A 19,864-nucleotide genomic window follows, 5' to 3' on the forward strand; every position below is an offset into this window, starting at 1 on the left:
AATTCCTCCCGATCTCTCACAAAACTAATTGCGTTTTAACAAAACTTCTTTAACATCCGTCTCCACTGGCAACTCATTGACATATGTTTCATACTGTGTACGTGTAGTAAAATCACTTGGAGATTTAAATTTTATATCTTGTTTCCCGCCAGTAGTCCCAGTTGAAAAATTACTTGTATCAATTTTAGTTCTCCCTGTATGCGCGGTAAACTCAGCATCATATACTTCGTGCCATCCTTTGTTGTAAAAGGTATCAGCCAGGGATCCGTCACGGTTAGCTTTCAGATCAGATGTAAATTCCTTTCTGATTTGATCTTCCCATTTTTTATCCTGTTTTTTAAGAGCTGCTATTCTCTCTTTTTCCAGCAACTCAGCTTGATTGGCATCGACATTGCCCTTGCTGCTGCTTTTTGTTTTCCCGATTTCTACAGTTTCAGATTCCGTACTGGGCCGTTCCGACGGACGTGTAAATTTTTCGCTTGCAGAGGTATCCGATCCCGCTAAGCCTTTTTTATAATTTGCATAATCATCGCGCAAGGGCCCCTTCACATTCGCCATGTCCGCTTCGGTTTTTCCTGTTAGTTTTAAATAAACATCTTTTTGATCAGCTGACAATTCCGACCAATCCTTGGATAAGATATCTTCCGCCACCTGATTATTATATCGTCTTCCAGCAGAATGACCGCTCATCACCCCACCTAAGGCGTCAATTCCTTTTCCCAGCAAATTGCCCATCGTTTGCATACCCAAATTAATCATTCCGCTCCACAACTGTTCCAACAGGCGGTCAGCCATATCTTGTGTTAATTCGTCTTTTTCCTCTTTGCCTTGCTGTGCCGCATCGGAAAGGGCATCGTCCAAATTACTTAAATCGGCCGAAGAAACCGGCGCATTTGTATCCAACGCAAGACCGCCGCTTTTGCTTAAATCCACACCGTTTTCCGTAAAAGCTTCACTGCCTTGCACGTGGCCGCCCATCAACGCTCTTTTGGCGTTGGCGCCTTTGGAATCGCGCAATCCGGCAGCCGCCCGGCTGGTTTGCGCAAACTGCGACAAAGCCCGGCGGGCATCTTGGTTTTTTAATTGTTGAAAAGGCGCTTCGGTTCCTTTTTCCTGGCTCTTATACGGAGAGAAGTCCCCCCGCGGGGCACCCCAAGAAGTGTTAACGCCGCTCCCGCTGGCGTGGCTGACGCTGGCATTATCCAACTGTCCGATTTGGGTCGGCCCGGAGGAAGCCCCCCCGCCGCTATACCCGCCGCCGGAACCGCCATATCCGCCGGGAACGTAATCCGCCGAGTCCATGCCGCTGGCGGAAACGTCCTCCTCCGCCGCCGCTTCTTCTGCGGCCGCGGCATCTTCTTCTTGGCGGGCTTCTTTTTCGGCAGCCGAATACAGCATCGTAGAATTGTTGCCTTGCATATCCGGATATTTGGAAGCCAGCAGATATTCTTCCGCCTCGTCATTTAAAAAGGGCATCTGGGCCAAATCGTACCCGCGGGTGTTAAATCCGTCGAAAGACGATTCATCTGCATCTCCCATAAAAGAAGCCAGCGTAAGCAATGCGACAAAACAAACGACGATAATGGCCCCCCACGTATACGCCTGCTTACGGTCCATTTTATTAATCTTTTGGAATACATTTCCCGGTTTTAGTTTTAATTTAAACATAAAAACCTCTTAAATATATAATAAAAACTACTCTTGTTGACCCGTACCCGCCGGATACGCTCAAACACAGAGTTACACATTCTCCTGCTAATAATTAGTATAGGCAGAAAATAGCCTATTGTCAAGGCTAAAAAGCCGCTAGCGTCCTTCCGGCCGCTGATACGGGGCAGGGCGTTCATTATGCCCCACATACTTAATAATTTCTACCTGTCCGCCCGTTTCACACAAGAAAGCATAGCCTTTAAGGCATTTGCCATCCCGGTCGCAGACTTGGTCTTTGTTATAATTGCACAGGAAACGAATCCGGGGCGGACGGGTGTGCGCCGTCAGGACGACCTTCGTCCACGTGCCGGACGTTTCAATATCCATTTTTAATTCACTTAAACTCAGAAATTTGCGCATTCCCGGGTTATCAAAACCCAAATAATTTTCCACCTTTTTCTGGATATCTTTTTTTAAAAAGCGTCTGTCCCATGTATTGGCATAATAGTCGGTTTCGTGCGACTGCAGCTGAAACCGGCGCGCCGCATAAAACCCCGCAATTTCCATTTTCTGGCTTAAAATCAGCAGTCCGAAAATTTTAATGATGAACAAAATAAAAATGACAAACAACGGGAACAGCAACACCACTTCCGTGGTGGCCTGCCCTTTTTTAGAACGGAAAGAAAAAAGACGTTTCATCATCACGGATCCAATGTTACCGTATATTTCGGCAACGGGTCTGGCCACACGCAGTTGTTGCTGTTGCGCGGGCAGGACAACACCACCGTGTTGCGCACATACGGCTTATATTTTTGTTCCAGATTAATGTTAAAATGGTTCCGCGGCAGTTTAAAAGGCTGTTTAAGCACCACCCCGCGCCCTAAGGTGCGTAACTTGCTGCGCGAACTGGAATCCAAATAAGCAAATTGGAACAGCTTGGTTTTAATAATTTCGGACATCGGCAAATCCAAGTTAATGGCACCGCCGTGTTCCCCGCTTAAACCGGAGTCTGATGCATAAAAACGCACTTTATCGAGTTCAAACGGCTTGGTAGAAAGCGTGATATACCGGCGCAGCTGCGAAGCGCTTTGCCGGGCGCAGTCTGACTTTTTGCAGTCGTTCGTATTCAAATAATACGCTTCGCGGAACATGACCGCATTTTTGCTGACTTCTTTATACACATAAGACTGCGACTCGTAAATAGACCCTACCTGCACGTATGTTTCCAGATAGTTCTGAATGACAACCGTGGCGTAACGAAGCGCCGGGAAATAATAATCGTTGACCAAAGAACGGCTGACTACCGGCACCCACGTATTGGAATCCGGTTCCCGGGGATCTTCGCGTTCCCAATCCGTACGCGGAAAATCCTGAATAGCCGGATCATAGCGCACTCCCCAGTCATCCTTTTCAGCAGGTGGCGGATTATTGATGCCGGTGTCATAGTTGGGAGCAATGGTAGGCACGCCGCCGCCGTGATAGAAAAGCTCAAAAATGCTAATCGGCTGCTTGCCGGCTTGCGCCGCCGTCTCCTTAGGATTCAACTTTTGGTCTTTGTAATAAAGCATGACGCGGTAGGGAAGCGGCCCGTTGACCATTGCCACGGCGTTTAAATACGTGCTGGCCGAAGATACTTGGGAGTAAGCCGCATTATCCAGGGCAAACTGCTGGCGCACTTTGGTCATCGAAACTTTGGCCGTTTCAAACAACAAATAAATGACCAATATAAAAATAGGCGCCAAAAGCACCGAAGGCAGCAAAATTTGCGCCTTTCGGTCTTGCAGTTTCCATACGGCATGGCGGATAAAATGCATAATCAGCTCGTGAGCAGTTGCCCGATAAACGTAAAGAAAAAACGCACAATGTGTGTATGAAACGCCGTTAAAAAGGCTGCCAAAATCACCACAATGGTGGCAAGCATCAGCACATACTCCACCGTTGCCTGCCCCTCTTGTTTAGAGAGCCATTTGCCGGACAGCCTTTTTAAACGCATAAATTACTCTCCGTCGTTGTCGTCGGGAACGATGGTGCCTTCCGACGAGATCAGCCCCTTTTCAATCGCTTTTACCACCGCTTCCGTGCGGCTGCTGACGCCCAACTTATGAAAAGCGCTGTTCAAATGGTTTTTGATGGTTTTGACGCTGCAATTGAGTTCTTTGGCCAATTCCTTATTGCTAAGGCCTTTGCCCAAATAATCCATCACTTTAATTTCCGTTTTGGTAAGCGTAGCCTGAGAAGGCATGCCGTTATTTCCCATTTTGCGAAGGCCATGCAGCAGTTTCCCCATCAGCTGCTGCGGAATCATCAACCCTTCGCTGGTAAACGTTTTAATGGAATTTACCAACTCGGCCGCCGGCAACATTTTGGATAAGTACCCATTGGCCCCCGCCTGGATAGCGTCCAGCACATGTGCTTCGTCTTCAAAGCTGGAAAGCATCAGCACATTTACTTCCGGGCAGGCCTGGCGGATTTGGCGCGTGGCGTTAATGCCGTCCATTTTCGGCAGTTTGATATCCATCAGCACCACATCCGGTTTAAGTTTTTTGGCTTTGGCAACGGCTTCCAAACCGTCGGCCGCCTCACCCACCACTTCAATCCATTTTTCGCCGGTCAGGACGTCTTTAATCCCTTCCCGGAACAGCGTTTGGTCATCGGCAATCAGTACGGTTACTTTTTTCTTCTTATTCATTGGCATACTCCCTAAACGTTGTAAAAATTTTAAGAATTCGTGATAGGCAGCGTAAAGTTAAACGTCGCCCCTTTTCCCAACCCTTCACTGTGCGCCCAAATACGGCCGCCGTGATTTACGACAATATCTTTGGCGATGGAAAGCCCCAGCCCCAAGCGGCCCACACGGCTTTTATCGCCCAGCTGGGTAAAGCTGGTAAACAAATTGGGGGCCTGTTCCGGGTCAATGCCGTCGCCAGAGTCCGTTACCGACACTTTAGCATTTTTTTCATCTATTTTGCTAACGACAATTTCAATCGTTCCGTTATCCGGCGTATGGCGCACCGCGTTTTCCAGAATGTTGGAAATCACTTGGCGGATGCGCTTTTCGTCCGCAAATACCGGCACGGCGCCGCAGCTTTCAAACGTAACGCGGATGTTGCGCTTGGCCCCTTTGGCACGGAAAATTTCCACCGTTTTCTTTAAGCTTTCCGTCAGTTCAAAGCGGGTCTTTTCAATGCGAAGTTTTCCTTTTTCAATGGCCGCCCAGTCCACCAGGTCTTTAATCAAATGCTCAATTTGGCTGATGGACTCGTCCATAAACATCATTTTCTTTTTCTGGTCTTCATCCGGGTTCATCTTTTTCTTGAGCATATCAAAGCTCATTTTAAGCGTCATCAGCGAGTTGGACAAGTCGTGCGACACAATGGAGAAGAATTTAGACTTCATGTTATTTAACCGGTCTAAATCCTCGTTGCGGGTTTTGAGCTGGGCCAATAATTCTTTGTTGCTTTGTTCCAGGAAATACTTATCCAGCGCCCGGTTAATCGTGCGTTTTAAATAGTCAAAATCCACCGGTTTCATCAGGAAATCATACACGGATTCCTGCATGGCTTCCATAATGGCATTTAACGAAGCATACGCCGTGATCATAATGATCTGGGAGTCTTGGTTAAAAGAGCGGATTTTGCGGATTAAATCCAACCCCGTTTCGCCGGGCAGGTTATAGTCCATCAAAATCACGTTAAAAAACTCGTTGGCGCAAATTTCCAAACACTCCGCCGCGTCGCCCGCCTGATAGACTTTGTATCCTTCAATTTCCAGCAAATCTACCAGCGTTTCCCGCAGGTTGTTATCGTCGTCTACTACTAAGATTTTAACTTGCTTCTCCATAATTGGTGTCTCCGGGTTTTCTGTATATTTTTAGGTAAATCTGAAAACAAGTTCCTTTGCCGGGAACGCTGTGGATAAACAATTTGCCTTTGTGTCGGCTGATGGCTTTACCCACGACCGCCAATCCAAGCCCCGTTCCGCGGGCTTTGGTGGTAAAGAACGGCGCAAACATTTTGTGCCGCACTTCTTCCGTAATGCCGGTTCCTTGGTCGGCAATATAGATGCACACCAACCGCCGGCCGATTTTGGTGCCCACGGTCAGCGTGCCGCCATTGGGCATGGCTTCTATGGCGTTGGAAACCACGTTGCGGATGGCCTGTTTGATTTCTTCGGCATCCACCTTAATCCGTACGCTTTCCGGGTCTAATTCGTCTTTCAGGGTAATCCCCGGAATAAACGGATACGAAAGCAATAATTCCCGCAGATAGCTGTTTAAATCCACCGTCGTCAACATCAGCTCGCGGGTGCGGGCATAGCCCAATACTTCGCTGATAATGCTGTTGGCCTGTTTGATTTCGGAATCAATAATACCAAATTGTTTCGTCAGCTTGGGATCCGGCGACGCCACCAGCATTTTAATCAGGCGGGTGGCATTGCTGATGACGGCCAGCGGGTTTCTGATTTCGTGGCTGATAATAGACGCCATCTGCCCAATGGCCGCCAAGCGTTCCGCCTTTACCAACTCCTTACTGGCCGCTTTCAATTCGTGGGTTCTTTCTTCCACCCGTTTTTCCAGCGCTTGGTTTACTTGCGCCAATTCCGTCTGCGCGCGCAAAAGTTCCTGCCGGCGGGTATGCAACGTGCCCGACATATCCACAAACGCAGCCGCCAGTTCGCCGATTTCGTTGTTGGGAATTTCCACGTCTTCTTTCTTTACCACATAATCCTCTTTTTCGCGCTGTTTTACCGCCGCTTCGCGCAGGCGCTCCAGCGGGCGCGTAATGGGTTTAATCACCCAATAGCTTACAATCAGCACAAACGCCAGCATGGCCAGCACCAACACGATTACATCCCAAAACGAATGGAAGGTGCTTTCCACAAACAACTGTGCCGCCACATTGGCCGGCTGGTCTACATATACTTTCCACCCGGGCAGCGATAAGTTCGCCACCGCCACCAATACGGAGTCTCCGTCCGGAAGCCTCACCTCTCCGCTGGGCTCGTCCCCCAATTGTGCATTAATGGCTTGCACCTTGGCTTCCATTTCGGGCTGCGGTTCTTGGGCCAGCCCATCCGGCGCGCCGTTATACGAAATAATCTTGCCGTCTTCCGTAGCGATGATGGCGTTCATATCCAGCGGATACGCTTGGGAAAGCGATTCCCCCATCTCTTTCAAATTCATTTCCGCCACCAACACGCCCGAAACGCGCGTGTCCCCCAAATGCTGCCGCACGGGGAATGCCAGCAGGGCAAACAAACCGCCTTTTCGTTGGTAAACCTCACTGATATAATCTTTTCCCCGCTGCACGCATACTTCCACGATATGGGGCAGCATCTCGGCATAATTTACCGTTCCGGCGGGAGTACCGGCCGAAAACAGCTGAACCCCGCTGGGGTTTAAAACGGCCAAATAAACGATAGCAGGATTGCGCGCCAGCAAATACTTTAAATCTTGTTCATTAATAAAATCGTGCCCGCCGAAATCCGTATGCAAATCCACGAAAATAGAAAATAACTGGGCTTTCCTGTTGATATGCGCCCGCGCCACCGAAGCCAAGCGGCTGGCTACCGTTTGCTGTTTTTGCAGAATTTCATTTTTTAAGATGCGGCTGTCCACCCCCATTACGTGGTAGGCGATAATGACTACCGGCACAATGGAAATCAGGATAAGTACCAGCACCGCTTTGGCAAACAATCCATTAAATCTTTTGATATGCATACACGTCCTATCGGTTTTACTTTTCAAAGCAACCGGGTCATCGGCCGGGAAAGTCGGCCCATCACCTGCCTGCTTTGGAAAACGGGGGCCGGGATCCTTCCCAGCCCCCGTTTGACTTTAAATCAAGTGCTTTTTAGCAGCTGCCGGCCGGTACGGCTGCAGCGCCAGGCTGAGCGGCGTTCGGATTTAAAAATCCGAAGCCTTCAATCTGCGCGGCCGAACCGAAATCCAGCTGCACTTTGCCTTCCCACAAGAAGGTCGGCGAGGCATTAACACCGTATTCGGCGGCATATTTGGCTTCTTCTTTAAGCAGTTCAATGCCTTCTTTATCAAATTTCTTCATGATTTTTTTAGTGTTAATGCCGGCTTCTTCCATCGCCTTATCCCAGCGGCTGGAGCGGTAATCCTTGTTGCGGATTTCCAGGTATTTCCAGAATTTTTCGGGATAGTATTTGGCAATTAACAATTGGCGGACGTCTTCTTCCCATTCCGCCGGGCCGTGCAGGCTGCCGAAGCCGTTCTTTTCGTCATAGTTGACGATGTAGCGCACTTTAATATCTTTTCCTTCCGGCATTTTGCCGTCTTTTTGGGCTTGAATGACCAAGTTTTCCGCCATCGCGCCATACGGGCATTGGGACATTACAAACAGTTCCATAACCCCCGGTTTTCCCGTTTTGCCGTTAAATACGCCTTGGCGGGTCTGACGGGGCAAAATGATGAAATCATCATTTTCTTGGGCATATCCGTATTGCAGATGTTTTTCCAGTTTGGCACGGATATCATCCGTCTTTTTGATTAAATAAAGCGGCAAAAAGCTGTAATCCAAATTTGCCATTTTGGGATCCGCCGCCGCTTCTTTGTAGGAAACCTTGGTTACCGTCGGTTCCGCATTTAAAAACTGGGCGATTCCCGCCGTTAGCAACACGTCTTCTTTACCGGCGTCATACTCATCCGATTCTACGATAATAAATTCGGCTTTCGTTTTTTCCGGAGCTTTCGCTTTTTTCGCTGCTTTTTTGGCCGGCGCCGCAAACGCCAACCCCGCAACGGCACACACTAACAATAAGGTTAATAGTTTTTTCATTCCCCCATGTCTCCTTTTTTATTTATCTTCCAATTCTACGCGTACTCCGCGGATTCCCACGGCGCACAACAAATTATACGCCAACAGAAAGAAAACCGCCGAAACCAAGAACAGCAAAGTGCTTTGGATGGCACGCATCACTAAACCCATGATATACGCGGCGTTAATGACGGCATCCGGGTTGAACACTTCCATCAAAGCGCTCAGCATCATCACCACGAATACGGCCAACGGAAATACGGAAAACAATACCGTTGAAATACCAATTTTTTTAATTTCTACTCTCATAGTATCTCCTCAAAACTCCCTTACTTTTCAGGTTCCAGCACCAGCACGATGCGGTTTTTGCCGGCATCGTCCGGCAGCTGAACGGCTTTCACCAAACATTTTACATTTTTATTGATGACCGTGCCGCGTAAAACTTTTGTCGGGTTTTCCAGCGCCTCTCCCACCACTTGGATAATTTCCTGCTGTCTGCCGTCAAAAATATCCAACAGGTGGATGCGGTCTTTGCCCGGCATATTTAATTCAAAGTTGGTATAGAGGATGTTATTGTTCTCGTCAATGACCAACGCGCGAGACCCTTTGGGCACGGTAACGGCCAAAATGGTTTTCCACCAGCGTTGTTCTTTTTCAAGAGACATAATTTCCACATTTTCCAAACTCTTAATATCTTCCCGAATTTTTGCCAACAGAGATGAAATGGAAACGGCCACGTCGCCGATTTCATCCTTCCTCGGCGGGAAAGACAACGACAAATTGTTTAAAGACACCGCTTCCACGCTGTCCTTTAACGCCCCCAGCGGACGCAGGATTTTAAGCAGTAAGAATAAATACAGCACGCCGCCAATGAGCAAAATCATAATTACGGCGCCCACCGCATAGCGCACCATAGAGGAATGGATGAGCTTCTTGGCGCTTTCGCGCGAAACCGTAACATTTACCACGCCGGCCACCGTATTCCCCTTCGCCAGCAACGGAATAGCCATATCGTAATAATCCCCGTTGCCAAACAAAATGGCCCGCGGCAGGCCGTCCCGAATGGCCTGCACCACCGCGTTGGTATCAAAACCGACGGAGTTGTTGTAATCCGAATACGACATGCGCAGAAATTTGGTGTTTTCGTGCCAGCGGATAGATCCGTCATAGTTCAAATACACCAAGCTTTTAATCCGGTCGTCGTTGCGCTGCAGCCCTTTCATAATTTCCGCTTCGCGGAAGGTAGCTTCGCCTTTGGGGCGGGAGGCCAGCCACTGCACCAGTGTAGGCGCACGGAAACGCACCATTTCCACCATTTCGTTTTGTAGTTTTTTATCAAATACAAATTTGAACAGGTTGTAATAGAAGAGCCCGCCAATCACCGCGGCATATACCGTGACTAGTACAAACCATAATACCCATTTAGAAGTCAATTTCATACGGTCTTTTCTCCTATCTCAACAATTCTTCCACTTTCCGCAAGCCCAAGTCGGCGTCGCTGTTGCCCGGATCCAGCTGTTTGGCCACAATCCACGCTTGGCGCGCGCGTTCATAATCGTCTTGGTTGAAAGCGTCCAACCCTTCAATATATTTGGCGCGGGACGCCGCACTGGCTTCCGCCGATACGCGGCTGGTCGTGCCGCCCAAGGTGGGCAGGGTTTCGTTCGTTCCCACCGCACCCACGGAGGAACCTATCCCCGTGGCGCCCGGAATGGAACCCGGAATGACGGCCCCTTCCGAAAGGCCCGGCACCGGATCTACCGTAACGGTTTCAATCGGCTCTTCTTCCATCGTAGCGGCTTCTTCCGCTTTCTTGGCGGCTTCTTCCGCTTTTTGAGCGGCTTGCTCCGCTTTGATAGCCTGTTGTTGCTTCACGCGCAAATGGTTTTCTTTGGCGTTGCGGGCCCGTTTAATCAAACTGTCCATCGTGCCCGAATCGGCCCCCCATTTTTTGGCATTCGTCCAATACGAAATAGCCTGGTCAAAACGGTTGGAATTATAAGATTTATTGCCGGCATTGTAATACCCGGCGGCAATTTCGTTTTTAAGCTGCGACATATACTTCTGCACGCGCGGATCGCCGGGCTGAATTTTAATAATTCTTTCAAACACGGCATACGCTTCCACAAACTGGCCTTTGTTATAAAATTCCATGGCTTGTTTCATGGAGTCCGATACTTGCTGTTTGCGCAGTTTGTTTTCCGTATCGGAGATTTTAGCCAGCAGTTTGGGGTCGTCTTTGCGCATGAGCAACGCATTGTACCAGGCATCCAACGCTTTTTGATAATCGCCGTCTTCATAGGCCACGTCTCCGCGGCGGGTATATTCCTTCGCGATATCATAATCAATTTTGCGTTTCCAAGACTGCGCTTTGGAATTGCCCGGCTGAATGGTTAAAATTTCATTTAATTTATCGTTGGCTTCCACCAAGCGGCCGCTGTCGTAGAGGCGGATGGTTTCCTGGAACTTGGCTTCAATCACCTGCGCTTCCGAAATCGTTCCATAGGTGCCCATATCGCTGGCTTGGCGGGCCAGCGTCTGCGCCTGTTTAAAATTCGGGTCAATACTTAAAATGGTTTGCGCCATTTCCTGGGCGCGCTGGTAATCCCCGTGTTTATAAAGCAGGTATGCGTTTTCGTACACCATGCGCAGGGTATAGTTCTGGATGCGCTGTTTTTCCAGCTGAACGGTGGAAAGATACTGTTTTTTCTCTTCCACGTCATTAAGCGTTCCCATAGAAATTTTGCTTAAGTCCAACAGCATGCCTTCTTCTTTTCCATGCTGGCGAACGGGAATTTCTTTACGAAAGGTAGCCGCTTGCATCCCGGCGGAGGCAAGAACGAGCAATAAGGTCAAAGTAAAATATTTTTTCATATTTTTTATCCTCTAAAATCCCATGCCGCCGCTAATCAGGCTGCCGATCATCGGGGCTAAAATTAACGCAAAAATCGTCGGGAAAATAAACACGAAAAGCGGGAACAACATCTTCGTGGAAGCCTGTGCCGCCAATTTTTCCGCGCGGCTTAAACGGCGCGAGCGCAAATCCGACGAGAAGTTGCGCAGCAAATCCACCAAGCTCGTACCCAATTCATCCGACTGAATAATCAAACTCACCAGCGAGCGCACCTCCGCCACGCCCGTTCGGGCAGAAAAGCGTTCCAACGCTTCACGGCGGGAGTAGCCCAGCTTAATTTCATTAATCGTTTTTTCCAATTCTTCTTCCAAAATGGTTTTTTCTTTGGCAATTTTGATAATTCTTTCAAAGGCGGTTAAATAGTCCAACCCGGATTCAATAATCAAAGCCGCCAAATCTACCGTCGTGGAGAAATTGCCCAAAATTTCCGCCTGACGTTTTTGAATTTTGCTCTTAATCAATACGTCCGGCACCATAAAGCAAACCGGCACCAAAAGAACCGGCCAGATGGCCTGGAACAACAGCATAATGGCCGCGGGTATCACTAGGGCCGCAATGACTTTAGTATATAAAATATCCACCGGCTGCGGCGTATCCGGGCTGCCCAGCTGCATATGCATTTCTTCCAAACTTTTTTCCAAGTGAAAGTTGTGCAGGCAGAACACGGCCAACCGGTCTAAAATCTTTTCTTCCGGTTTCAGCCGCGCAAAGCTGGAAGTAGACTTAAAGCGGCGCACCGCCACGTCTACAATTTCTTCTTTTTTAGGCTTCGGAGACAGCAAACCAAAGATAGTGAGAAATACCGAAAACATCCCCACCGCCAGCAACAAGTTCAGCCCTAATGTAAACACTAAATTGTTCATAATTATACCCGCACTTCTCCCATCTTTTGCAGTACTTTCATACCGATGCCGATCCAGATGATACAGAACAGGAACAGGAAAATACCCATCGGACTGGTATAGAACGAAATCATCTGAGACGGGTTAAAGATAAACATAACCAGCATCATGACAAACGGCATAATACTGACTACAATAGACTGGATTTTTTGCTGGGCGGTCATCGCCTGCAATTTTTCTTCCAGTTTGCTTTCTTCGCGGATGTTTTCCACCAAGCGCGCGAAAATGACCGTCAAGTTACCGCCGACCTGGCGCTGAATGATAATGGCCTTAATAATATACGAAAGCATACGGCTTTCCACGCGGTCGGACAGGCCGTCCAAAGCTTTTTCAAAGGGCGTACCCAGCTGATAGTTTTTAATTACCAGCCCAAATTCATCGGCAATCGGCGGGAGCATATCTTTGGATACCAGTTCAAACCCTTGCACAATGTCCATACCGGAGCGCAGGGAGTTGGAAAGCAAAATTAACGCGTCCATCAGCTGTTTGTTAATGCGTTTGCCGCGGCTTTTCTTTAATGCGTCCAACACGGCCGTAGGCATCCGAATACTGACGACGCCCCCCATAAACACCACCAGCAAAAACACAAACACGCCCGTAAAGCCGCCCACCATCAGGCCCAAGAACAGCCCAAACAGGGCGAACAGGCCTACCGTACCGAATACAATGTATTTGATATCAATCGTAACGAACTGACGGTTAAAATCTTCGGCCCATACCACGCTTTTTTGTTTATATTCTTCCACCAAGCGCAAAATGTTTTCACGTTTATTTTCCAGCAGCAAGTAAACCGCCAAGCCCGCCAGCGAAGACCCCAGCACAATTAAAATCAGGCTTACCATGCGGTCGGCCGTAGTGGTGCGGTAAATTTTCGGATCCGGCGGATAGGTGGGAATAGACGTGCCCAAAAACTGCGAAAACAAATGGTTGGAAAGCACCACTACCGCCATGACGGATTGGCGGTATTTGTCTTCCCGTTGGGCAATAGGGCTGGAAAAAGATTCAATGGTGCTGAAAAATTCATTGTTGATTAATTCAAACGTGGAAAGCATCGAGCGGGCCCGGCCGTCCATGCTGTCTTTCATAATCAGCAGCTGGTTGCCGCGCAGCAAGTCTTTATTCAATCTGTCCAGCGTCGCCATCAGGTTGATACGGTTCCCCACAAACCCGCGCGAGAGCTGCTCCAACACTACCGGCTGGCTGGGATCCAAGGATTTGGCCGCACGGTCTAAAAACAGGTAAACGTTCGAAAACGCCTGGCGCCACAAATCCACTTCGCTATAGGTGCCTTCGTTGGGAACATAGACTACTTTATTTTTATCCATGCGCTCCAATTCCGTAGCAAACCATTCCGGCATTTTAACCGTCCGCCCGGCGGAAGCGCCGCACACGTTGGGCAGAGTGTAAACCTTTTTTTCCGTTTCCAAATTTACGTCAAAAAATTCCGCCAGAATACGCATTTTTTCCTGGGCGCACTGAATCCGTGCCAAATCCTGCTGCCCCAGCGCACGGGCCTGCAGCGGTGCCGGTGCGGCGGCCGCCAAAAGCAATACACCCAATAGAAAAGCATACAGTTTTTTCGTCATATTTCCCTATATTCCAATATCTGCAAATTAATGCTGGGCCGGTGCAGCCGGCGGGGCAGGAGGAACCTGGCGGCTCTTCGCCTGCTGTTGGGCCTGCTGCAAACGCTGCACAGCCAATTTATCCGGTTCGCCGTTTTCATCCAGCGGAATGGCGTTCTTTAAGAAAATCTCCTTATCCACCGGTTGGCCTTTGGCGGCGAAATCGTCAAAGAAGGTCGGCAATTGCCCCGTAGGCGCAAATACCCCCTGCACTTTTCCGTTCTCATCCACCCCGGTCTGCACGTAGCGGAACAAATCCGTAGATTGGATTTCGCCGTCTTTTTGGCCGTGCATTTCGGTAATATACGTTACCTTTCTGGAACCGTCCGAGAAACGGGACAGCTGCACAATCATGTTCACGGCCGAAGAGATCATTTCGCGGATTACATACACCGGCAAATCCACCCCCGTCTGCATGCACATGGCTTCCAAGCGGGACAGACCGTCCCGCGGCGTGTTGGCGTGAATGGTGGTCAAAGATCCTTCGTGACCCGTATTCATGGCCTGCAACATGTCCAACGCTTCGCCGCCGCGGCATTCCCCGACGACAATGCGATCCGGACGCATACGCAAACAGTTCTTTACCAAATCTTGAATGGTGACCGCCCCTTTTCCTTCCACGTTTGGCGGACGGCTTTCCAACGATACCCAGTGCGGCTGCTGCAAGCGCAATTCCGCGGTATCTTCTACGGTAATGATACGTTCATCATCGGCGATATAGCCGGAAATAGCGTTTAAGAATGTAGTTTTACCGGTACCCGTACCGCCGCAGACAATAATGTTCTTGCGGATACGCACACATTTTTCAATAAAAGCCATACATTCCGGGCTAATGGTACCGAAACGATAATAATCTTCCGGGCCGAACGGCTTTTGAGAGAAGCGGCGGATGGTCAGCGTCGGGCCGGATACGGCCAGCGGCGCGATAATGGCGTTTACACGGGAACCGTCTTTCAAACGCGCGTCCACCAGCGGGACAGATTCGTCGATACGGCGGCCCAAGGGCGCCACAATACGTTTGATGACCTGCACTACCTGGTCGTTGTTGCGGAATTTGTATTTCGTCAGCGTCAACTTACCTTTTTGTTCGATAAAAATCTTATCAAAGGCGTTGACCATAATTTCGGTTACGGCCGGGTCGCGCATTAACACTTCCAGCGGCCCCAAGCCTAAAATTTCATCCAACAATTCCGAAGAGAAACGCGTGCGCTGATCGCGCGAGAACTGCAAATTGGGCTGTTTTTGCAAAATATCGTCCACAATAGCCGCCACGCGTTTGCGCGTTTGGGCGCTGGCAGAACTTTCATCGCTTACCACGATGTGTTCAATTTCCAGCGTATGCACGACTTCTTTGTGAATTTTTTGCTTTAAATCATCCCAAAACGACAGTTTCGTCTTTCCGGCTTCATCATCGGCAGTTGCTATGTGCTCCGTCGCGCTGGTGGTTTTGCCGTCGTCAAACAGAATGGGGCTCCAAATTTCTTTGGCGGCCTGCGTAAATTCTTCATCCGATACCGACGCCACCCAGTCTTTCGGCGCCGCTTTCAAATCCCGGATTTTGGCTAATACCAAGCGCAGCCCTTTAACCCACTCCGACTGCGGATTGGTGATAATTTCCACTTCCTTGCGGTTGGACGTGGCCATCACGTCTTCATCCCACGGCAGGAACACGTCAATTTCGCGCCCCAAGGACGAATAAAACCGTTCTACTTCTTCGTAAGGAATCGATCCGGGCGTATCATAGGCGTTGCAAATCACGCTCACGCGATCCATCGGATAGCGTTGTTCTTTATAATCGTTAAAAAGCTGCACCGTAGAATTTAAATGGGTGCGAGTCGCCTGGCAAACCCAGAAAATTTTATCGGAAATATCAAACGCAAACGCCTGCATGGGGAAGCTGGAATCCACATCCAAAAAGATATCAAACGTTTGAGAAAGACGCGACAAAATGGGAATTAAAATTTTGGGGCTGATGGAAGCCACTTGCGCCCGCGTATTGCCCAGCGGCAGCACGCCCACCCCCCATTGAGACATGGAAATCTTCCCGCGCAAAAGCCCCCCCACTACCGCAATAGAGGTGTTGCCCAGCGTTTGCAAAATATCCGACACGCTGACCGGCTTTTTGATATCCAAATAAAAGCTGTGTTCCTGCCGGGCCAACGGATCCAGCGGCACAATCAGCACGGGCCGTTTCTGGATGCCCGCCCAGCCCAAAGCCAAGTTCAGCACTAACGTCGTTTTCCCGGCGCCTTCCTTCGGCCCGGCAAACGCGATGATTTTTGCTTCGGTTTTTGGAGTTGCGTTTTCTTCTGCCATAGCGATTATTCCACGATTTCAACGGTGATAAACAAGAACAAGGAGCGCTGTTCTTCCGTAACGTCTTTGTTCTTAAATAACAGGCCAATAAGCGGGATGCGCCCCAAGAACGGAACCCGGTCTTCAGACACGTTGCGGGAGCTGTTCTTCAAACCGCCAATCACCAGCGTTTCCCCGCTGTTCAGTTCCACATGGGTTTCTACGTCGCGGTTCGTAAACGAAGGCGCCGTAGCCGTACCGATTACCACGGTTCTGGAATAGTCCACCGTAGAGACGGAAAGCTGTACCTGCAAATCAATAATGTTGTTGCGTTCCGGAATAATCGTAGGAAGCACGTTAAGCAAAATGCCGTATTCTTCCAATTGGGAGCCGACCCCTTGGTTGTTCACAATCGGTATTGGCACCTTACCGCCGACGGTAATTTTGGCGCTGTTGCCGGAAGAGGTGACAATTTTAGGGTTGGAAAGCACTTGGGCGCGCCCTTCCGTTTCCATCAAACGAAGACGGGTGGTAACGGCCGTTTTGCGCTCAAATTCCCCCAAGGACAAAATGCCGGGAATGGTGGCTTCTTCAAAGTCAAACAGCTGGTTCCAGGAAAACCCTTTTACGCTTTGCATGGTTCCGCTGATTTCCACCACATCGGCGCTGACCGCCACCAAACGCGTTTTCTTGGCAAACGCACTGGACGGCAGCAGCACACTGAGAAGTAATACCGCGAGAGATATTTTTGTAATAAATTTTTTATTCGTCATATTTGTCCTGTGTAATTATTGGAATAATTTCTCAAAGGTCGCGATTTCCATTAAGTAGTTGGTTACGTCGCCGTGAGAACGCAAGATGACGGAAATATCGCCTTCGGCCTGCGCCAAAGCCAAATACTGCGCATCACGCGGCGAAAGCGCCAACGACAAGGCGGAACTGTCCGAATAGGCCGCGGCATCTTCTTCTTTGTTTTTCATAGCGTTGGCGGCTTTGGCATCCAAACCTTGGCCCAAGTCCGACCCGACGCCCAATACTTTTACGTTCTGCAACAGCGTTACCGTTACTTTCTGGCGGGTTCCGCTCTTCATGACCGCTTCAAACGTCAACAACACGTCAATGTTGTCATCCGGTTTAATCATCGTGGCCGTAGCAATCGGTACGTTGATGATAAAGCCTCTCATCTGCACCGGAATCTTGCTCGATAAGCCCGCCTCGGGAGACAACGAGGTAATGGCATATTTAGAAATCTGGTTTCCTTTAGGAATCTGGATACGCGCCACGGTGTTTTCAATCGCCTTAAAGTCCGCATCCGTCGTGTACGTAAAGGCATCCTTCTGCAAGTAGGCGGCCGGCACCGGCACGGTTTTGATAAAATCGCGCTTGATGACTTCGCGTTCTTTAATATCACGCACGGGCACAAACACCTGTTTGATGTTTTTGGAAGCGTTCAGCTTCTTTTCCGCACTGCTGACAATCATCGCGTATACAATGGCGGCCAAAATGGCAACCACCAACGGAAGAAAGATTCCTTTTTTCATTTCGTCTCCTTGACCACAACTTTTAAATTTAAGAACTCAAATCTATTTCGTATCGGAACTTTGATACGCTTTTTCTATCGGCATCCGGGTCACGGCCTGAATGCGGCGCACGCCTTCTCGGCGGGGCTCGCTGGCCAGCACATAACTGGTGCCCGGGAACATCAGCCGCACGGGATACGTAACCGTTACAATTACGTCCTCATGGCGGTGTCTTCTGTACATCGGGTCGGTGCCGGTGGTTTCTACTTTTACGTTCACCCCGATACCGGCCGCTTTTGTGCCAAATACTTTTTGTTTGGCTTGGTTAATCTTCTGTGTAATAACAGTTCTGTCCGGCCGGCCGCTGGGCTTTTTAACCGCCACCAGCGAGCCGATACGGGCAAATTCATAGGAAGCATGGTTTGCAATAATCGTGTGGTATGCGATGTTGCCGTATTCAAGGACGAAAAACACCATCAGCATAAATACCGGCAAAATCAGCATCAGCTCCGCAGTTACCTGCCCACCACACTTCCTACGAAATTTGTTCATACGGCCTCAAATTACATTTCGTTCATGCTGCCGGTGATTTTGCCTTTGACTTGTTCAAACAAATCCGGCATAAACTTCTTGATCAACACCCCGGCCAAGCCGGCCACGCCCACGACCACTACGAGCATCAATACGTATTCGATCGTGTTCTGGCCTTCTTTTTTCTTCAGGCAGCCCAAAGCTTGCGCTTTCAAGGCTTCCATTCTGTTTTGCAAAGCAACGATAAACTTCATGTGAGGATCCTCCTGATTTTTTTAAAACTATCTGCTTGCGTCGTATTCCATCAAAATCACTTTGGCTCCTTCTTCAAATTGTTCCGGAACCATATATGAATACAGCACATAGAAAGAAATAATTGCCGTAAACAATCCGGCCGCCGTTATAATATATTCTACCGCGGTTTGACCTTTTTTGTTTAAGAATCTTTTCTTTCCGGCTCCATTCTTCATACGTTAAAATTCAATTGCCAAGGCAATCTGTTGGGAAGTACCCAACGCGCCAAAGGGCGTGACCGCATAGTCAATCGACGCGCCGTACCCAAACAATTCCGAGCTGTAAATACCAAAACCAAACGAAACTTTAGACGTTTCCGCCAAGCCCAAATCGCCTACCCACGAATCTTGTTCGTTGATACCCGTATTTTCGCGGGTATAGTATCCTACGCGCAAATCAAAGCGGGCCACTTGGAGCAAATCTTCCGGTATGTGGATTTCAAGTCCCACCCCGTAGCGGGCTTTATCGTCGCGGTATTTCATATATTCACCCGAAATGGTAAAGTAACGGGTATTTAAGTCCGCCCCCAAGCGCAGGCCGCGGGGCATTTCTTCCTTATCGCCGATGTTTACCAGGGCGCCGCCTAATCCCAGCCAGTTGACCAGGCGCAGCTTGGCCCCTACGTCAAACCCTACGTTATTATAATGGTCGGAATCTAATTTTTCACTAATATACTTTGCCGTACCGCCGATTTGGAGTTTCTGGTCAAAGAAACCGCGGGCGATAGACAAGCTGCCCACAAAGTTTTGCACCGGCGTTCCCACTTCCGGATTGGGCGCCCCCGTATCATCGCGGAAATCAAACCCGTCCATATCCATATAGTTGACGGTTACCCCAATGATCGTTTTGCCGATCGGCTGCAAATAAGCCAAGGTGCGGGCTTTGTAGCCTTGCAGATAATCCAGATAGGAGAACTGGAGTTCCCGGGTGGTAGCCGAAGCCGCACCGGCCGGGTTCCAAAACAATGCCTCCGGGCCGTCTGCAATAGACACAAAGGCATTTCCCAAGGCCTGGGCTCTGGGGGAGCCGGCGTCAATCTTTAAAAACGCGCTTGCGCTGGTACCAGCGTCCGAATCAATGGCCCACGCATTCACGCCTGCAAGACCGACTGTTAAACAAGCTATTAAAACTTTTAATCGTATATTCATAAATTAGTTTCTTTTCCCGGAAATTCCGGCCTTTTCTTAAGTTCCGGCCCAGAGGCCTCTTACTATTATACATCTGCCGAAGGGGGATGTAATCCCCCCCTCCGGTTTACGGCACCAAAATCTTTACTACCTTCTGGCAATGCTCGCGCCCGTTCTGCGCTTTGAAGTCTACCAATCCAAAGTACACCCCGCGCGCCACTTTC

The 19,864-nt window shown here is 49.3% G+C and carries 20 protein-coding genes; all 20 read right to left on the reverse strand.

What is annotated here, in order from left to right; genetic code table 11:
- Window positions 1–24 precede the first annotated feature (24 nt).
- Complete coding sequence (locus tag B5F75_RS04185; protein WP_143351249.1) at window positions 25–1,398, reverse strand: hypothetical protein; 1,374 nt, start codon at window positions 1,396–1,398, stop codon at window positions 25–27.
- A gap of 408 nt (window positions 1,399–1,806) precedes the next feature.
- Window positions 1,807–2,352, reverse strand: coding sequence for a hypothetical protein (locus B5F75_RS04190; protein ID WP_143351250.1), 546 nt, complete (start codon window positions 2,350–2,352; stop codon window positions 1,807–1,809).
- Window positions 2,352–3,464 (reverse strand): TadE/TadG family type IV pilus assembly protein, encoded by a 1,113-nt coding sequence (locus B5F75_RS04195; protein WP_087288255.1) that lies wholly within the window; start codon window positions 3,462–3,464, stop codon window positions 2,352–2,354. The genes B5F75_RS04190 and B5F75_RS04195 overlap by 1 nt, the downstream gene beginning before the upstream one ends.
- Window positions 3,465–3,466: 2 nt before the next feature.
- Window positions 3,467–3,643: a hypothetical protein gene (locus tag B5F75_RS07360; RefSeq protein ID WP_158093772.1), complete on the reverse strand. Its 177-nt coding sequence runs from the start codon at window positions 3,641–3,643 to the stop codon at window positions 3,467–3,469.
- 3 nt (window positions 3,644–3,646) lie between these two features.
- On the reverse strand, window positions 3,647–4,339 hold the full coding sequence (locus tag B5F75_RS04200) for a response regulator transcription factor (protein ID WP_158093773.1): 693 nt from the start codon (window positions 4,337–4,339) through the stop codon (window positions 3,647–3,649).
- Between the two features lie 29 nt (window positions 4,340–4,368).
- Entirely contained in the window at window positions 4,369–5,490 is a 1,122-nt protein-coding gene (locus B5F75_RS04205) for a hybrid sensor histidine kinase/response regulator (protein ID WP_087288258.1), read from the reverse strand.
- Window positions 5,474–7,369 carry an ATP-binding protein gene (locus B5F75_RS04210; RefSeq protein ID WP_087288260.1) on the reverse strand — a complete coding sequence of 632 codons (1,896 nt, stop codon included), beginning with the start codon at window positions 7,367–7,369 and terminating at the stop codon, window positions 5,474–5,476. The genes B5F75_RS04205 and B5F75_RS04210 overlap by 17 nt, the downstream gene beginning before the upstream one ends.
- A gap of 133 nt (window positions 7,370–7,502) precedes the next feature.
- Window positions 7,503–8,453 carry a DsbA family protein gene (locus tag B5F75_RS04215; RefSeq protein ID WP_087288262.1) on the reverse strand — a complete coding sequence of 317 codons (951 nt, stop codon included), beginning with the start codon at window positions 8,451–8,453 and terminating at the stop codon, window positions 7,503–7,505.
- Window positions 8,454–8,471: 18 nt separating this feature from the next.
- Complete coding sequence (locus B5F75_RS04220) at window positions 8,472–8,741, reverse strand: hypothetical protein (protein ID WP_087288264.1); 270 nt, start codon at window positions 8,739–8,741, stop codon at window positions 8,472–8,474.
- Between the two features lie 20 nt (window positions 8,742–8,761).
- A complete protein-coding gene (locus tag B5F75_RS04225; RefSeq protein ID WP_087288266.1) occupies window positions 8,762–9,871 on the reverse strand; it encodes a HAMP domain-containing protein in 1,110 nt (369 codons plus the stop codon).
- Window positions 9,872–9,884: 13 nt separating this feature from the next.
- The gene (locus B5F75_RS04230; protein ID WP_087288268.1) at window positions 9,885–11,306 is read right to left on the reverse strand and encodes a tetratricopeptide repeat protein; all 1,422 of its coding nucleotides are present in this window, start codon (window positions 11,304–11,306) and stop codon (window positions 9,885–9,887) included.
- A 12-nt stretch (window positions 11,307–11,318) separates the two neighbouring features.
- Window positions 11,319–12,209: a type II secretion system F family protein gene (locus tag B5F75_RS04235; protein ID WP_087288270.1), complete on the reverse strand. Its 891-nt coding sequence runs from the start codon at window positions 12,207–12,209 to the stop codon at window positions 11,319–11,321.
- A gap of 2 nt (window positions 12,210–12,211) precedes the next feature.
- Window positions 12,212–13,834: a type II secretion system F family protein gene (locus B5F75_RS04240; protein ID WP_087288272.1), complete on the reverse strand. Its 1,623-nt coding sequence runs from the start codon at window positions 13,832–13,834 to the stop codon at window positions 12,212–12,214.
- A 27-nt stretch (window positions 13,835–13,861) separates the two neighbouring features.
- Window positions 13,862–16,189, reverse strand: coding sequence for an ATPase, T2SS/T4P/T4SS family (locus B5F75_RS04245; protein ID WP_158093774.1), 2,328 nt, complete (start codon window positions 16,187–16,189; stop codon window positions 13,862–13,864).
- Window positions 16,190–16,194: 5 nt separating this feature from the next.
- The gene (locus tag B5F75_RS04250) at window positions 16,195–16,941 is read right to left on the reverse strand and encodes a type II and III secretion system protein family protein (RefSeq protein WP_087288274.1); all 747 of its coding nucleotides are present in this window, start codon (window positions 16,939–16,941) and stop codon (window positions 16,195–16,197) included.
- A 15-nt stretch (window positions 16,942–16,956) separates the two neighbouring features.
- Entirely contained in the window at window positions 16,957–17,709 is a 753-nt protein-coding gene (gene cpaB / locus B5F75_RS04255) for a Flp pilus assembly protein CpaB (protein WP_087288275.1), read from the reverse strand.
- Window positions 17,710–17,751: 42 nt separating this feature from the next.
- Window positions 17,752–18,240 carry a TadE family protein gene (locus B5F75_RS04260; RefSeq protein ID WP_087288278.1) on the reverse strand — a complete coding sequence of 163 codons (489 nt, stop codon included), beginning with the start codon at window positions 18,238–18,240 and terminating at the stop codon, window positions 17,752–17,754.
- A gap of 11 nt (window positions 18,241–18,251) precedes the next feature.
- Window positions 18,252–18,473 (reverse strand): hypothetical protein, encoded by a 222-nt coding sequence (locus B5F75_RS04265; protein ID WP_087288280.1) that lies wholly within the window; start codon window positions 18,471–18,473, stop codon window positions 18,252–18,254.
- Between the two features lie 27 nt (window positions 18,474–18,500).
- Window positions 18,501–18,689 (reverse strand): hypothetical protein, encoded by a 189-nt coding sequence (locus B5F75_RS04270; protein ID WP_087288282.1) that lies wholly within the window; start codon window positions 18,687–18,689, stop codon window positions 18,501–18,503.
- Window positions 18,690–18,692: 3 nt separating this feature from the next.
- On the reverse strand, window positions 18,693–19,661 hold the full coding sequence (locus tag B5F75_RS04275) for a PorV/PorQ family protein (RefSeq protein ID WP_143351251.1): 969 nt from the start codon (window positions 19,659–19,661) through the stop codon (window positions 18,693–18,695).
- Window positions 19,662–19,864: the final 203 nt, after the last annotated feature.

Origin of the sequence: Elusimicrobium sp. An273, from assembly GCF_002159705.1 — a bacterium.
Lineage (GTDB): Bacteria > Elusimicrobiota > Elusimicrobia > Elusimicrobiales > Elusimicrobiaceae > Avelusimicrobium > Avelusimicrobium gallicola.